This window comes from Microbispora oryzae, assembly GCF_017896165.1.
Classification (GTDB): Bacteria; Actinomycetota; Actinomycetes; order Streptosporangiales; family Streptosporangiaceae; genus Microbispora; species Microbispora oryzae.
In genome coordinates, this window is the sequence record NZ_JAFCNB010000001.1 from 764,618 (window position 1) to 780,381 (window position 15,764).

A 15,764-nucleotide genomic window follows, 5' to 3' on the forward strand; every position below is an offset into this window, starting at 1 on the left:
CCGCACACAGGCACCGCACACGACACCGCACACCGACACCGCACACAGGCACCGCACACAGGCACCGCACACCGACACCGCGAAGACACGGCGCCGGAACGGGAGCCCCGGCCTCAGCCCCTTGGCGGGTCAAGCGACAGAGCGATCCACAGCTCCGCCCTGGCCGCCGGGTCGTCGATGTCAAGGCCGAGCAACTCCTCCACCCGCTTCATCCGGTACCTGAGCGTGTGCCGGTGCACGCCGAGGCGCTGCGCGGCCACGTCCCAGTGCCCGTTGCCGGCCAGGTAGGCGCGCAGCGACTCGACCAGGTCGGCCCGGGAGCCGTACCGCCGCAGCGGGGCGAGCAGGGCCGCGGCGTATGACCTGGCCGCGTCCACGTCCAGCAGGGACAGCAGCCCCTGCCCGGCCAGCTCACCGAATCTCGCCAGCGGCGCCGCCGACGCGAGCGCGCGCTCCGCCTGGTCCAGCGCGGTGCGCAGGTCGCCCGGCGCGCTCACCCCGACCCGGCCGAACTCGGCCGCACGGACGGCCAGGCCGTCGGCGTCCGCGGGATCGGCGAGGGCCACCAGCCGCCCCTCCCAGGGCGCGGTGAAGCAGGGCAGGGCGTCGGCCAGCGCCTCTGGATCCGCGGTCTCGCAGGCCAGCGCGCATACCGGTTCCCCCGGCAACGTCCCGCCCAGCTCGGCGAGCGTCGCCGCCGCCGCGGACGTCTCACCGGCGAGCAGCAGCCGCAACACCGCCGTACGGACGCGCGCGGCGGTGGCGCGCTGCTCCCGCCCCTTCTCCAGCAGCAGGGTGAGCAGCGAGCCCGCGGCGTTGACGACGGTGTGCGCGGTGGGAGTGAAACCTCGCCGCGATCCGACCGCCAGAAAGCCCCCGCGGCCCACCGGCCGCACGACGGCGTGCTCTCCTGGCGTCACGACGGCCAGGCTCGCGAGCGCCGGCGCCGCCCGCAGCCGGGCCAGCTCCGGCTCCAGCGACCGTGCCGCCGCCTCCGCCCAGTCGTCGACGCCCCCCTCGCCGAGTGCTCGGCCGGTGAGCGCCCGGTCAGTGACGGCCCGGTCAGTGACGGCGGCGTCCGCCGCGTGCCGGACGGCTCCCGCCTCGTCGAGCAGGAGGACCCAGCCGCCGATCTCCCTGGCGAGGCGGTCCACGACGGATCGCGCGCCGTCCTGCCGCAGCGCCGCCCGGGTCAGCCGCCCCTGGGCGGCGAACCCCTGGCTGATCTCCTCGTACTGCTCGGCCGCGAGCAGTTCACTGACGGCCTTGCCGACGGCGATGAACGCCGTCTCGCGCGGCACCTCCAGCAGAGGCAGCCCGGCGGCCCCGGCCGCCTCGACGAACGACGGCGGCACCGCGTCGTGGCTCAGGCCCACTCCGAATCCCAGTCCGGTGGCTCCCCCGGCCACCAACCGGGTGACGTAGGGTGTGGCGTCGTCCGCGCTCAGCCGCATGCCGGTGGTCAGCACCAGCTCGCCGCCCTCCAGGAAGGGCGTGGGGTCCTCCAGTTCGCTGACCGCGACCCAGCGCACCGGGCGGTCCAGCGCGTCCCCGCCGGCCAGGACCCGCAGGCGGAGCGGCGCGATCGCGGCCACCCGCCGCAGTGTGGGCGCCACAGCCCCTCCCCGACGTCCAGACTTGTCCGATATGGCCAAATCGCTGTCCTTATTCTGCCACGCCGACGTATCGGCAGTTCGGAACGGCGGCCGTACCGTCGGGCTATGAGCACTGCCACCACGCAGGGCGGCCCGCAGCTTCCGCAGGAGCGCCGCCTCGTCACCGAGATTCCCGGCCCCCGCTCACGGGAACTGCTCGCGCGCAAGCAGTCGGCCGTGCCGCCGGGGATCGGCACCACGCTCCCCGTCTTCGTGACCCACGCCGGCGGTGGCGTCGCGGTCGACGTCGACGGCAACTCGCTCATCGACTTCGGCTCCGGCATCGCGGTGACCAGTGTCGGCAACTCGGCGCCCCGCGTCGTCGAGCGGGTGCGCCGCCAGGTGGGCGACTTCACGCACACCTGCTTCATGGTCACCCCTTACGAGTCGTACGTGGCGGTCTGCGAGCGGCTCAACGAGCTGACACCTGGCGACCACGCGAAGCGCTCGTTCCTGGTGAACAGCGGAGCCGAGGCCGTGGAGAACGCGGTGAAGGTGGCCAGGCACGCCACCGGCCGTCCGGCGGTGGTCGTGTTCGACCACGGCTACCACGGCCGGACGCTGCTGACGATGACGCTGACGGCCAAGAACATGCCGTACAAGGACGGGTTCGGGCCGTTCGCGCCGGAGGTGTACCGGGCGCCCCTGGCGTACCCGTTCCGCTGGCCCACCGGCCCGGAGAACTGCGCGGAGGAGGCGGCCGCGCAGGCGATCGACATGATCGAGAAGCAGATCGGCGCGGAGCACGTCGCGGCGGTCGTCATCGAGCCGATCGCGGGCGAGGGCGGTTTCATCGTGCCGGCCCGCGGCTTCCTGCCCCGCATCGCGGAGTTCTGCCGGGCCAACGGCATCGTCTTCATCGCCGACGAGGTCCAGACGGGCTTCGCGAGGACCGGCGACCTGTTCGCCTGCGAGGACGAGGGCGTCGTCCCCGACATCATCTGCACCGCGAAGGGCATCGCGGGCGGCCTGCCGCTCGCCGCGGTGACCGGCCGGGCCGACCTGCTCGACTCCGTCCACGTGAGCGGCCTCGGCGGCACGTACGGCGGCAACCCGCTCGCCTGCGAGGCGGCACTCGGCGTGCTGGAGACCATCGAACAGGACAAGCTCGTCGACCGGGCCCGGCACATCGAGGAGGTCATGCTCCCGCGCCTGCGCGCGCTGCGGGAGCGGTACGACATCGTGGGCGACGTCCGCGGCCGGGGCGCCATGATCGCGGTGGAACTGGTCCGGCCGGGCACCCGGGAGCCGCTACCGGCCGGCCCGGTCGCCGCGCGGTGCCACGCGGAGGGTCTCATCGTGCTCACCGCGGGCACCTACGGCAACGTGCTGCGGTTCCTGCCTCCCCTGGTGATCCCCGACCACCTGCTGGAGGAGGGCTTGTCGATCGTCGAAAGAGCGATCGCGGCAGCCTCGACCGTTTAAATACCCCCAAAAGGGGCACCCGGCTTGTTGCCAGGTGTCCCTTTTGTTGTTATAAGGCTCGCGTTATGCCTCGATTTAACTGGAACTTTGGTCGACCCTCGCCGATCACAATCGGTAACCACGTTATAACGGTTCCGATAGGCGATCGAGGGGGGACGTTGATGAGCTGGAACCCGAATGACGCCGAAGGGCCCGACCTGACGTTCGACCCGGACGGTCTGACGATGACCCAGCGCGACGGCGACGCGTGCGTCGTCTGCCACAAGAAGTGGCCGCGCCCCCGGGTGAAGGTGGGGACGCTGCCCGACAGCGCACCCGTCCACGCCTGTGACGACTGCGCGGAGGCCCTGCTTCCCGTGTCGGACCCGACGGTGCCCCTGCCCCGCCGATGGCGCGCCGCGATGTCCTAACTGTCCGCTCATTACCGGCGTATGTCCTGATTTGCGACTTACGCCAACCTTGAGCGTCTCTTTTGCGATCGGCGCGATCGAACCCGTCGGTCGGGCCCGGCCGATCGGCCGGTCAGGGCGCGATCCGGGACCAGCGGTCGACCCACTGCGCGTAGTCGGGCGGGCGCACCGCGAAGAAGACCTTGGAGAACGCGCCGGCGCCGCCCACGCGGTAGTCGGCGCAGACCCGCCGGATCGCTCTCGCCTTGGACAGGCACGCGGCGGGGTTGGCCGGGGCCAGCCCGTTCCAGGCGGCGGCCTTCCGCTGCACCTCCGCCGAGGCCGTCCAGTCCAGCCACTTGTACGCGCACGACGTGTGCGCGGTCTGGGCGGACACCATCCACGAGTCGGCCCATCCGGTGACCGGCCGGTCGGGGAGGCCGCGGACGGCGGTCCCACCTCGTCTCAGCACGTCCAGCTGGTACGGCGTGCCCTGGGCCAGCCGCGCCCGGCCGGTGGCGAACGCCTGGACGACCTCGGCGGGATTGCGCCAGAAGAGGCGGGCCCCCGGCCGGGCGGCCTCCTTCGCGAAGAGTCCGGCGGCCGCGTCGAGCTGGGCGGGGGTCAGGTCGAACGGGTCCTTGACGTGGCCGCCACGTGAGGCCAGGACGAGCGCGGCGTCGGCGAGGGACAGCGGCGTGTCCCGGAAGAGCACCGGACCCCGGTCGTCGAAGAGGGCCTCCGGCCCCCCGGGTCTGGTCGTGCGACTGTCGTAGAGGACCTGGTTGGTGCCCCACAGGAACGGAGCGCCGTAGACCTGCCCGCCCTGCTTGACCGAGGGCAGCCCGCGCAGCCGCCCGCTGAGGCCGTCGTAGTTGTCCAGCAACGACGTGTTGAGCGGCGCGACCGCGCGATCGGCCACCAGACGGCCGCCCAGCTCCGGGGTGGCGGAGATCACGTCGAACGACGAGGGGGCGAAGGCGCCCGGGTTGTCCTCGGTGGCGGGGTCGTAGAAGCTGATGCTGAGGTGGCATCCCGTCCGCTGTTCGAAGGGCGTGGTCCACTTGACCTTGGGATCGGTGCCGCCCCACTCGGCGTAGCCGTCGAGCGCCATGATCTTCAACGTCCCCTCTCCCGGCCCGAGGGAGGCGACGGGGGTGGGAGCTGGGCCGGAGGGCGACGCCGCCGGGCTCGCCGAGGCAGAGTCCGGCGGAGACGGGGTGGTCGTGGCTCCGGTGCCGCCCTGGCCGCCGGCATCCGAGGCGGCCGCGACGTTCGTGGCGCGGGCTGCGTTCGTGGCATGGGCGGCCGTGGCATGGGCGGCCGTCGCCGCGCTCACGTCCCGGGCGTCCCCCACGCCGCCGCACGCCGCGGTCAGGAGGCCGGCCGCGGACGCGGACACGACCGTCACGAGACGAGTACGGCGAAGCACCACCCGGCGACCCCCTCATGAGACGGATTCCCCGAGCCTACTGGTCACGGGGTCCGCCGACGCGTCAGGTGCTGGTGGGGAAGCCCAGGTTCACGCCGCCGTGCGACGGGTCGAGCCAGCGCGACGTGACCACCTTGCCCCGCGTGTAGAAGTGCACGCCTTCGGTGCCGTGGACGTGGGTGTCCCCGAAGAGCGACGCCTTCCAGCCGCCGAAGCTGTAGTAGGCCATCGGCACCGGGATGGGCACGTTGACGCCCACCATGCCCACCTCGACCTCGTTCTGGAAGCGCCGGGCCGCGCCGCCGTCGTTGGTGAAGATCGCCGTGCCGTTGCCGTACTCGCCCCCGTTGATCAGGGCGAGGCCCTCCTCGTACGAGCGGACCCGCACGATCGACAGCACGGGGCCGAAGATCTCCTCGCGGTGCACCCGGGAGCCGGGAGGCACGTGGTCGAGCACCGTCGGCCCGAGCCAGAAACCTCGCTCCCCGCCGCCGCGTATCGGGGTTTTCCTGCCGTCCACGACGAGGGTGGCCCCCTCCTCGACGCCGAGATCCAGGTAGGACGCCACCCGGTCGCGGTGGGCCGCCGTCACCAGCGGGCCCATCTGGGCGTCCGGGTCGTCCCCCGGGCCCACCGTCAGGCCGGCCACCCTGTTGACGATCTTCCGTACCAGCTCGTCGCCGATCGGGTCGACGGCGAGCACGACGGAGATCGCCATGCACCTCTCCCCGGCCGAGCCGAACCCGGCCGAGACCGCCGCGTCGGCGGCCAGGTCGAGATCGGCGTCGGGCAGCACCAGCATGTGGTTCTTCGCCCCGCCGAGCGCCTGGACCCGCTTGCCGTGGGCGGTGCCGGTCGCGTAGACGTGCCGGGCGACCGGAGTGGAGCCGACGAAGGACACGGCCTTCACGTCCGGGTGCTCCAGCAGCCGGCCGGCCGCGGCGCCGTCGCCCTGGACGACGTTGAACACCCCGTCGGGGAGCCCGGCGCGCCGCCACAGCTCGGCCATCAGCAGCGACGCCGACGGGTCCTTCTCCGACGGCTTCAGCACGAACGTGTTCCCGCAGGCGACGGCCACCGGGAACATCCACATCGGCACCATGGCCGGGAAGTTGAACGGCGTGATCCCGGCGACGACGCCGAGCGGCTGCCGGATCGAGTAGGAGTCGACCCGGGTCGAGACGTTCTCGGAGAAGCCGCCCTTCAGCAGGTGGGGGATGCCGCAGGCGAACTCGACGACCTCGATCCCCCGGGCCACCTCGCCCAGCGCGTCTCCGCGCACCTTGCCGTGCTCGGCCGTGATCAGCGCGGCCAGCTCGTCGCGATGGGCGTCGAGCGATTCCCGGAAGCGGAACAGAATCTGGGCCCGCCTGGCCAGGGAGGCGTCCCGCCAGGCCGGGAACGCCCGGGCCGCCGCCTCCACCGCGGCGTCGACGTCCTCGCGGGTCGCGAGCGTGACATGCCCGCTGACCTGGCCGTTCGCGGGATCGAACAGCTCGGCGACGCGGTCGCCCGGGCCCGTGGGCGAGCCGTCGATCCAGTGGCTAACGTGCTTCATCGTCGACGGTCTCCAGTGCGTCCACGAGGATGCCGAGGCCCTCGCGGGCCTCGTCCTCGGTGAGGGTGAGCGGGGGCGCCATGCGCAGCACGTTGCCGTACAGGCCGCCCTTGCCGGCGAGCAGCCCGCGTTTCCTGGTCTCCTCCATGAGCCGCGCGGCCGCCGCGGGCGCGGGCCGCCGGGTGCGGGGATCGACCAGCTCGACCGCGAACATCAGGCCCCGGCCGCGTACGTCGCCGGCCACCGGCAGCCGCGCGGCCGCCTCCCGCAGGCCGCTGATCACGATCTCCCCGGTGCGCGCCGCGTTGGCCTGGAGGTCGTGGCCGAGCACGTAGTCGAGGGTGGCGTTGGCCGCGGCCGTCGCGATCGGGTTGCCGCCGAAGGTCGACAGCCCCATCGCGTGGGGCGCGTCCATCAGGTCGCCGCGCGCGACGACGCCGCCGACGGCGAAGCCGTTCCCCAGGCCCTTGGCGAAGGTGATCATGTCGGGGGTCACCCCGTGGTTGCCGATCCCCCAGAACGACGAGCCCGTACGGCCCCAGCCCGTCTGGACCTCGTCGGAGACGAACAGGATGCCCTCCTCGTCGAGGACCTCCTTGTACGCGGCGAACAGGCCGTCCGGAGGCATGGCGAACCCGCCGACACCCTGGATCGGCTCGGCGATGAGGGCGGCCACGTCCTTCGCCACCGCGGTCGCCAGCAGGTGACGGAGGTCGTCCACGCAGGCCGCGATGTAGTCCGCGTCGGACAGCCCACGGAACTGGGCGAGGTGCCGGTCGGCGCCGTGCAGGAAGTGCACGTTCAGCGGCGACAGCGCGTTGTTCTTCCACGAGCGGTTCGAGGTGACCCCGAGCGCGCCGAACGACCGGCCGTGATAGCTCTGCCGCATGGCGAGCACCTGGTCCGACCCCCGGGCGTACGTGGCGAGCAGCAGGGCCGCCTCGTTGGCCTCGGTGCCCGAGTTGGTGAAGAACACCTTCGCGTCCGGGATTCCGGACAGCCGGGCGATCTTCTCGGCGAGCTCGACCTGGCCGCGTAGCAGGTAGAGCGTGGAGGTGTGCACCACACCGGTCGCGAGCTGCCGTTCGACGGCGTCGCGCACCTCGGGCACGTCGTACCCGATCATGTTGGTGAGGATCCCGGCGAAGAAGTCGAGATAGCTCGTCCCGTTCGCGTCGACGACACGGTTGCCCTTGCCCTCGACGATCTCGATGGGCTCGTCGTAGTAGAGGGCCATCCAGTTCGGCATGACCGCGCGGTGACGCGCGAGAAGGTCCGGCATGCTGTCGAGTATCGCCGCTGACGGGTGGGCGGACCCACCCGTCAGAGCGTCGGGAAAATCGGGGACATCGTTACATCATGACGATTAAATCCAACCCCGGTTGTGATCAGCCAGTTGTATTCAGCCGGTTGGATCCGGCCGGTTCCGTTCAACCGACGGGCTGGGGCTCCGGCGCCTGCGCCACCGGAGCCCGGCGGGGCAGGACCACCAGCGCGACCAGGGCGGCGACGACCGAGCAGACGGCCCCCACCAGCGAGCCCACCGACATCGCGGACTCGAACGCCGCCCGGCCCGCCGCGGCGACGGCCTGGTCTCCGAGGCTCACCGCCACGCCGATCGACTCACGGGCCGCCGGCGGCGCCGAGTCCGGCATGGAGGCGGTGTAGACACCGGCCAGCACGCTGCCGAGAACGGCCACGCTCAGCGCCATGCCGACCTGCTGCACGGTGTCGTTCAACGCCGAGCCCACGCCCGCGTGCTCGGGCGGGACCGCGCCCATCAGGGTCGCGTACGCCGCCGGGCCCGCGAGCCCGCCGCCGACCCCCATGACGAGCAGGCTCGTCACGAGCGTCCCGTACCCGTCGGTGAGAGTGGCGAGGACGCCGAAGCCGACCGCCATGACGAGCAGCCCGGACACGATCAGGGTCCGGTTGCTCACCTTCTTGCCCAGCCCCGCCCCCAGCACGTTGAAGACCAGCGCAGCCACGACGTAGGGCAGCAGCGCGAGCCCGGCCTTCATGGGGTCGTACCCGAGGACGAACTGCAGATACTGCGTGAGGGCCAGCATGAGCGCGCCCGCGCCGAACGAGAACAGGACGACGGAGAAGCTGGCGCCGCTGAACGAGCGATCCCGGAACAGGCGCAGCGGCAGCATCGGGTGGGCCGTCCTGCGCTCCCAGAGGACGAACGCCAGCAGCGCCACGACGGCCAGCACGACCAGGAGCGGGTTGAGATGCCCGGTCGGGGCGGCGATCACCGTGCCGACGAGCCCGCACATGCCGGCGATCGACAGCACCACGCCGACCGGGTCGATCCCCCGCGACTCGCCGTGGGTCTCGGGCATGAGGGCGAACGCCGCGATGATCGCCAGGATCGCGATCGGAACGTTGAGCAGGAAGACCGAACCCCAGTAGTAGTTGCGCAGCAGGAACCCGCCCAGGGTGGGCCCGGCGATCACACCGACCATGGCGACGGCGCTCCACGCCGCGAACGCCTTGCGGCGCTCGCCCTCGTCGAACACCGTGATCAGGATGGACAGCGTCGAGGGCATGACGCAGGACCCGCCGGCGCCCATCAGCGCGCGGGCGGCGATGAGCTGCCAGGGCTCGGACGCCAGCATGGCGGCCACCGAGGCGCCGCCGAAAAGAGCCAGGCCGACCACGAGCACACGCCGCCTGCCGTACCGGTCGGACAGGCTGCCCGCGGTGAGCAGCAGCCCGGCGAACACCAGGATGTAGGCGTCGATCATCCATTGGACATCGGACGGCGACGCCCCGAGATCGCGCATGAGCGAGGGGATCGCCAGGTTGAGCACGGTGTTGTCCACCACCAGAGTCAGCAGGCTGAGGCAGAGGACCCCGAGGATCCACCAGCGCCGGGGATGGGACATGCACATCTCCTCGAACGGTGTACGAGTTTAACTCGGACACTGTACGACAGAGTCGAACGCTGTGCGAGCGAATATCCTGAGGCGGTGCAGCCGAAGCCGTTCACCACTGTCTGGACACGCGAACGAAAGGGCCGGCGCGAGCAGGGCCTGAGCCGTGACCAGATCGTCAGGGCGGCGCTCGACCTGCTCGACGCCGAGGGGCTCGACGCCCTCAGCATGCGCAAGCTCGGCGCGCGGCTCGGGGCGGGCGCGACCAGTCTCTACTGGCACGTCGCCAACAAGGACGAGCTGATCGAGCTCGTGATGGACGAGGTATACGCCAAGGTGGTCGTGCCTGACGGAACCCAGTGGCAGGAGGCGGCCCGCGTCTTCTCCTACGGCATGCGTGCGGCGATCCTGGATCATCCGTGGTGCGCCGGCCTGATCGGCATCGTCCCGGCGCTCGGCCCGAACGCCATGACGGCGGCCGATCGCCTGCTGGGCGCGTTCAGCGGCGCGGGTTTCCAGGGAACCGACGTCGACTACGCCATGACCGCGGTGATCTCCTACACCCTGGGCGCGACCGTACCCGAGGTGGCCTGGCTCAGCGCGCTCCGCGAGTCCGGCCGGGACGTGGCCGGGTTGCAGGCCGCGGTGGCGCCGGTGATCGAGGAACTGTCGGCCGGCTGGCCCAACCTGCGAGATCGCTACGTCGCGTACTCCGTCAAGGACATCGACCCGATCGCCGCCCGCCGGATCGCCTTCGAGTACGGCCTGACCGCCCTCCTGGACGGGCTCGCGGCCCGGATCGCCTCCGCCGACTCGACGCACTCCCCCGCGGGCTGAGCTTCATCGCACGGCCGGGCACAGGGCCGGGCGCAGAGCCGGGCGCAGACTGTCATCCGTTGCCAGGTCGTCCTTACATAATGATCAGGTAGCCTCTCAGCATGCTGCCCACGGTCGCCGACGTGCTCGCGCTCGACGCGGTTCGGCGCGGCAGTCCGCGCGTGGTGGCCGGCGCCGACCGGTTGGACACCCGGGTCCGCTGGGTTCACGTCGCCGAGATCCACGACATCGCCCACCTGCTGCGCGGCGGCGAACTGGTGCTGACCACCGGCGTCGCGCTGCCCGACGAGCCCGACAAACTCGCCGACTACGTCTCCGACCTCGCGTCGGTCGGCGCCTCCGGACTGATCGTCGAGCTCGGGCGCAGGTTCGTGCGCGAGCTGCCGCGAGCGGTCGTCAGGTCCGCCGAGGAACACGGCCTGCCCCTGGTGACGCTCGCCCGCGAGACGCCGTTCGTGCAGATCACCGAATCGGTGCACGCGCGCATCATCGATGTCCAGCTCCAGGAGCTGCGAGCCTCCGAACAGCTCCACGAGGTCTTCACCGAGCTGTCGGTCGAAGGGGCCTCGCCCGCCGAGGTCCTCGGTCAGGTCGCGCGGCTCTCCGGCCGGCCCGTCCTGCTGGAGAACCTGGCCCACCAGGTGCTCGCCTGCGACACGGCCGGCACGGACACCGAATCGGTGCTGGCCAACTGGGAGGCCCGGTCCCGTGCGGTGGCCCCTGCCGAACGGACCGCCTACGACGCCGCCGCGGGGTGGCTGGTCACCATGGTCGGCGCTCGCGGCCAGGACTGGGGGCGCCTCATCCTGCTCTGCGAGGCGCCGCCCACGCCGCGCGACATCGTGCTGGCCGAGCGGGCGGCCACGACGCTCGCCCTCAGCCGGCTGCTGGAACGCCACCAGGAGTCCCTCGAACGCCAGGCACACGGGACGATCATCACTGGCATCCTCACCCACGCCTACTCCGACCCGGACGAGGCAGCCGCCCGGGCCCGTGCCGTCGGAGTGCCGCTCACCAGCCGCAAACTGATCGGCGCCGTCATCCGGCTCACCACACCGGCCGGCACCGCGCTCGGCGAACAGGCCAAGGTGGGCGAACTGGCCGAGGCCGCCGCGGCGGCCTGCCGGGAGGCGCGGCTGCCCGCGCTCGTCGGCGCGCTCGACCAGAACCGCGTCGGCGTACTGCTGCCGCTCCCGCCGCGCTCGGCCGCCGAGACGGCACTCGGCGCGCTCGCCGAACGGCTCCGCGCCACCTTCCCGACGCCGTTCGTGCTGGCCGCCGGCTCCGTGGTCGACTCGATCAAGGACGTGCGGCGTGGATTCCTGGAGGCCGAGCAGGTCGCCGAGGTCGCCGTGCGGCAGCCCGACGGACGGCCGTTCTACCGCCTGCCCGATCTGCGGCTGCGCGGCCTGCTGCACCTGCTCCGCGACGACGCCCGCCTGCAGACGTTCACCGAACGCGAGCTCGGCCCGCTGCTTGCCCACGACGCGCAGCGGCACGGCGACCTGACCCGGATCCTGCGGATCTACCTCGACTCCGGGCGCAACAAGGCGGTCGCGGCGCAGCGGGCCCATCTGTCCCGGCCGGCCTTCTACGAACGGCTGCGGCGGCTGGAGCGGATCCTCGACACCGATCTCGACGACGTCGAGTCGTGCCTGTCGCTGCACGTCGCCCTCATGGCCCTGGAGACGTTCCGCCGCGACGCCGGATAGCCGTCCGTCCGCAGAGCGGACGAACCGAGCGGCGTTCGACCGAAACGCGGCCCCTCCCCGGAAGACCCTGACCACCGGAGCGTAGAAATGCCGCTCCGGGTGTAAAAGCTCTGTCACCCGGCTACGAATTGTGCTCTCGCGCTCACCGTGCGAATCGTGCTTCCCTCGATGTGTGCAGACGACGAGCGAACCTCAAATCAGTCCCGCCATCGTGGTACGCGCGCTGTCCGCCCGCTTCCCCAGATGGACGATCTGGTGGGGGCAGGCGACGGCCCACTACTGGGGAATGTCCCGGCGGCGGGACGGCCTACTCATCCACGTGGAGGCGCGGTCGGCCCAGGAGTTCGTCCGCAGGGCCAAGGAGATCGACGCGAGGGCCTCCTGACGACACCATGAAGCCGTGCCCGCCGATCTCGTCGCCCCCCACCCCCGCGACGCGTTCTACGACCTCGGCGGCACGGCCCCAGGCGTAGTTAATGCGTCTTTGTCCGCTTTAATGGCATAAGCCCGTTTTATCGTGGCCACCAGCGCGTGGAATCGCTTACTTTTTGAGCGTTTCACCCATATCCGCCCGTCATTCTCGCAACGATGGTCCCTCCAGGGATCACCAGTGGGAGAAGACGTATGAGACGCCGCCTGTTCGTCGCAGCCGCAGCCCTGGCCGTGACGACGCCCGCCCTATCGGCCCCGGCCTTCGCCGAACCCGTGAGCGGGCTGCCGGCGACGTCGTTCCCCCTGGGCACCCCGGGAATCCCGAAGACGGCCGCCAAGAGCCTCGCCCCGGGCGTCAGCTACTTCAGCGTCATCCACGGCACATCCGGCGACGGTTACACGGTGAGCGTCATCGTCGGCGGCAAGGACTTCATGACCGAGGCGAACGCCCAGGCCCAGGCCGAGGCCGTGCTGGCGGCGGGCCTCACCCCGACCGTCGTCAAGTTCACCCGGCCCGCCGTCGCCGACTATCCCGCGGCCGACTTCTGGTCCGTACACGTGGGAAGCTGGCCGTTGAGCGGCAAGGCGGCGGCCGCCAAGGTCGTCACCCAGCTCAAGGACGCGGGCGTCACGGCGAAGGTCGACTATCAGGGCGACGACGGCTTCGTGACCACGGGACCGTGGAAGGTCAAGGTCATCGTCGTGGACCCCCGCACATTCCGCGGCTCCTTCCAGGCCTCGATCGGAACGAGCACCGCCAAGCGGGAGAAGGTGTCCTCGATGGCCGCCGCGGCCGGAGCGATCGCGGCGGTGAACGGCGGCTTCTTCGACATCCACACGCTGCCGGCCTTCCGCGGCGACCCCACCGGCATCTCGGTGGTGGGCGGCAAGCTGCTGAGCGAGGCCGTGCCGAACCGCGTGGGTCTCGTGCTCAAGGGGCGGTCGGCGCGCGTCACCGAGCTGTCCTCCGCCACCGTCGCCCGGGCCGCCGACGGGTCGTCGACGCCGGTGACCGGGATCAATCGCGTGCCCAAGCCCGACGAGCTCGTCCTCTACACCGAGGAGCTGGGCCGCGCCACCCCCAGCGACGACGGCGCGGAGGCCGTGCTCGACGCGACCGGCAAGGTGATCAAGGTGCGCGACGCGGGCGGCACGGTGCCCAAGGGCACGCGGGTGCTGCACGGAGTGGGCACCGCCGCGGACTGGCTGTGGGAGCACGCGCCACAGGGCTCCGCCGTCAAGGTCGTCACGAAGGTCACCGACATGCGGACCAGGAAGGGCATCCCGCTGACCCCGGACACCAATATCATCGGCGGCGCGGTCGGCCTGGTCCGCGGCGGCAAGACGGCCATCACCCCCGGCCGGGACGGCATGGCGAACACGAGCATGATCCTGCGGCGGCACCCGCGCACGCTCGCGGGCGTGACGCGGACCGGCAAACTGATCATCGCGCTCGTGGACGGCCGCGCCCCCGGCGGCAGCGTGGGCGCGTCGTTCTTCGAGGCCGCCGCGCTCATGCGGTGGCTCGGCGCCCGCGACGCCGTCAACCTCGACGGCGGCGGCTCCAGCACGATGGTCGTCGGCAAGAAGGTGGTCAACAAGCCGTCCGACGGTGTGGAGCGCGGAGTCGGCGACGCCCTGCTGGTCGTCGGCGCCCGGTAACGCGCCCGCGACCGGGGCCCGGCCGGCCGGGCGCGGGCGGCTACCGGGCGCCGGCCCCGGCCAGCAGCCGGGCGACCGCCTCGTCGTCGCAGGTCTCCCAGAAGCCGCCGACGACGTCCTCCAACTGGCCCAGGGACGCGGCGGCGAAGAGCACTTCCTGATATTTGGTGATGTCGTAGTCGGTGGTCCCCATCGCGGCGAGGTCCAGCGGGCGGATGTCCATCCGCCGGAACTCCTCGATCTCGCCGTACGAGCTGAGGATCCCGGCGCCGTACGCCCGCAGTTCGCCGCCTTCGTGCATGACGCCGAACTCCAGGGTGAACCAGAACACCTTGGAGACGAACTCCAGCGCCCGCTCCGACTCGACCCGCCGTGCCGCCCGGCCCGCCGCGCGGTAGAGCTCGGCGAAGCGGGATGAGGCCAGCGTGTTGGCGTGCCCGATCACCTCGTGGACGACGTCCGGCTCCGGTGTGTAGAACGGCACGGAGTGGTGCCGGATGTACTGAGTGGAATGGAAGAGCCCGTTCGCCAGCACGCTGTAGAACTCACGTAGCGGCACGAGACCGGCGGCCGGGAGATAGCGGAAGCCGGTGAGCGGCGACAGGAGATCGCCGACCTCCTGGAGCTGGGGAATCCGGTCGACGGGAAGGCCGAGCCGCTCGGTCGCGTCCAGGAACTCGCGCACGGCGTACTTCCTGTGCTTGGCCGCGAGTTCCTTGGCGACCAGTGCCCACACGCGGTGTTCCGCGTCGGTGTACTCGACCCGGGGGACGGGATCACCCGGCCGGTGATTCAGCGCCAGCGCGGCGATGGCGTTGCGCCGCTCCCGGTATACGGCGTCGGCGAACCCGGGATGGCCGGTGGCCAGCTCGACGACGACCGAGCCGTCATCGCGTGTCTCCACCGGCGCGAAGTACTGCGCTTCCTCGAACATACTTCCATATGACAGCAACATCGCGTTCCGCTGACAAGAGCGCCCACTCGGAGTGTGCCGATCGCTCAATATCACCAGGTATTGCGTCATATTACTGGTCGATTCGACCAGCCTGCCGTACGCTCGGCCCATGCTCGACTCCCTCGACAGCCGGCTGCTCCAGACCATGCGCGCCAATCCGCGGATCGGGCTCACCGAGCTCGCCCGCCTGCTCGGGGTGGCCAGGGGCACCGTGCAGTCGCGCCTGGAGAAACTGACGATGCGCGGGGTCATCAGCGACTTCGGTCCCACGGTCGCCACCGAGGAGATCGGATACCCGATCCTCGCGTTCGCCTCGTTGCAGATCGCGCAGGGACGGCTCACCGAAGCGGTCCGGACGCTGGCGGAGATACCCGAGGTCCTGGAGGTGTACGGCACCAGCGGCCAGGCCGATCTCCTGTGCCGGGTGGTCGCGCGGAGCACGCCGCACCTTCAGGAGATCATCGCGAGGATTCTCGCGTCGCCGGCGGTGCAACGAAGCGACACGACCATCGCCCTGTCGACTCAGATCCCGTTCCGGATCGAGCCGCTCCTCAGCGCCGCCGCATCACCAGACACCACCCACCACCAGTGACAGCCAGTGACAGCCAGTACAAACAAAAAAGGGGGCCGCCAACCGGCGACCCCCACCACAAAAACCACACACACAAAACATGAAGGGCCACCCCAAACAGGGTGGCCCCCCACAAAAATTGTCCGGCGGCGTCCTACTCTCCCACACCGTCCCCAGTGCAGTACCATCGGCGCTGGAAGGCTTAACTTCCGGGTTCGGAATGTAACCGGGTGTTTCCCTACCGCTATAACCGCCGT

13 protein-coding genes and 1 rRNA gene are annotated in these 15,764 nt (G+C 71.1%); 7 read left to right on the forward strand and 7 right to left on the reverse strand.

What is annotated here, in order from left to right; translation table 11 throughout:
* Window positions 1-113 precede the first annotated feature (113 nt).
* Complete coding sequence (locus JOL79_RS03500; RefSeq protein ID WP_210154115.1) at window positions 114-1,616, reverse strand: PucR family transcriptional regulator; 1,503 nt, start codon at window positions 1,614-1,616, stop codon at window positions 114-116.
* Between the two features lie 105 nt (window positions 1,617-1,721).
* Between JOL79_RS03500 and gabT the strand changes: the two genes are divergently transcribed.
* Together gabT and JOL79_RS03510 are read left to right on the forward strand one after the other, a co-directional pair.
* Window positions 1,722-3,080, forward strand: coding sequence for a 4-aminobutyrate--2-oxoglutarate transaminase (gene gabT, locus JOL79_RS03505; protein WP_210154116.1), 1,359 nt, complete (start codon window positions 1,722-1,724; stop codon window positions 3,078-3,080).
* Between the two features lie 161 nt (window positions 3,081-3,241).
* The gene (locus JOL79_RS03510) at window positions 3,242-3,490 is read left to right on the forward strand and encodes a hypothetical protein (protein WP_210154117.1); all 249 of its coding nucleotides are present in this window, start codon (window positions 3,242-3,244) and stop codon (window positions 3,488-3,490) included.
* Window positions 3,491-3,602: 112 nt separating this feature from the next.
* Here JOL79_RS03510 and JOL79_RS03515 read toward each other — a convergent pair whose 3' ends face one another.
* The 4 genes from JOL79_RS03515 to JOL79_RS03530 all read right to left on the reverse strand — a co-directional run bounded on the left by JOL79_RS03515 (window position 3,603) and on the right by JOL79_RS03530 (window position 9,350).
* Complete coding sequence (locus JOL79_RS03515; RefSeq protein WP_210154118.1) at window positions 3,603-4,880, reverse strand: extracellular solute-binding protein; 1,278 nt, start codon at window positions 4,878-4,880, stop codon at window positions 3,603-3,605.
* An 85-nt stretch (window positions 4,881-4,965) separates the two neighbouring features.
* Entirely contained in the window at window positions 4,966-6,459 is a 1,494-nt protein-coding gene (locus tag JOL79_RS03520) for a CoA-acylating methylmalonate-semialdehyde dehydrogenase (protein WP_210154119.1), read from the reverse strand.
* Window positions 6,446-7,741 (reverse strand): aspartate aminotransferase family protein, encoded by a 1,296-nt coding sequence (locus tag JOL79_RS03525; protein WP_210154120.1) that lies wholly within the window; start codon window positions 7,739-7,741, stop codon window positions 6,446-6,448. The genes JOL79_RS03520 and JOL79_RS03525 overlap by 14 nt, the downstream gene beginning before the upstream one ends.
* Before the next feature lie 148 nt (window positions 7,742-7,889).
* The gene (locus JOL79_RS03530; RefSeq protein WP_230984036.1) at window positions 7,890-9,350 is read right to left on the reverse strand and encodes an MFS transporter; all 1,461 of its coding nucleotides are present in this window, start codon (window positions 9,348-9,350) and stop codon (window positions 7,890-7,892) included.
* Window positions 9,351-9,434: 84 nt separating this feature from the next.
* On the opposite strand from JOL79_RS03530, the gene JOL79_RS03535 reads away from it, so the two are divergent.
* The 4 genes from JOL79_RS03535 to JOL79_RS03550 all read left to right on the forward strand — a co-directional run bounded on the left by JOL79_RS03535 (window position 9,435) and on the right by JOL79_RS03550 (window position 13,981).
* Window positions 9,435-10,175 carry a TetR/AcrR family transcriptional regulator C-terminal domain-containing protein gene (locus tag JOL79_RS03535; protein WP_210154122.1) on the forward strand — a complete coding sequence of 247 codons (741 nt, stop codon included), beginning with the start codon at window positions 9,435-9,437 and terminating at the stop codon, window positions 10,173-10,175.
* Between the two features lie 101 nt (window positions 10,176-10,276).
* On the forward strand, window positions 10,277-11,887 hold the full coding sequence (locus JOL79_RS03540; protein ID WP_210154123.1) for a PucR family transcriptional regulator: 1,611 nt from the start codon (window positions 10,277-10,279) through the stop codon (window positions 11,885-11,887).
* A 172-nt stretch (window positions 11,888-12,059) separates the two neighbouring features.
* Window positions 12,060-12,272, forward strand: a complete 213-nt coding sequence (locus JOL79_RS03545) for a hypothetical protein (protein WP_210154124.1) — start codon at window positions 12,060-12,062, stop codon at window positions 12,270-12,272.
* A 239-nt stretch (window positions 12,273-12,511) separates the two neighbouring features.
* Window positions 12,512-13,981: a phosphodiester glycosidase family protein gene (locus JOL79_RS03550; RefSeq protein WP_210154125.1), complete on the forward strand. Its 1,470-nt coding sequence runs from the start codon at window positions 12,512-12,514 to the stop codon at window positions 13,979-13,981.
* A gap of 40 nt (window positions 13,982-14,021) precedes the next feature.
* Here JOL79_RS03550 and JOL79_RS03555 read toward each other — a convergent pair whose 3' ends face one another.
* The gene (locus JOL79_RS03555; protein WP_210154126.1) at window positions 14,022-14,915 is read right to left on the reverse strand and encodes a phenylalanine 4-monooxygenase; all 894 of its coding nucleotides are present in this window, start codon (window positions 14,913-14,915) and stop codon (window positions 14,022-14,024) included.
* A 130-nt stretch (window positions 14,916-15,045) separates the two neighbouring features.
* On the opposite strand from JOL79_RS03555, the gene JOL79_RS03560 reads away from it, so the two are divergent.
* Entirely contained in the window at window positions 15,046-15,528 is a 483-nt protein-coding gene (locus JOL79_RS03560) for an Lrp/AsnC family transcriptional regulator (RefSeq protein WP_210154127.1), read from the forward strand.
* Window positions 15,529-15,648: 120 nt separating this feature from the next.
* On the opposite strand, the gene rrf is transcribed toward JOL79_RS03560, so the two are convergent.
* A 5S ribosomal RNA gene (rrf, locus tag JOL79_RS03565) occupies window positions 15,649-15,764 on the reverse strand.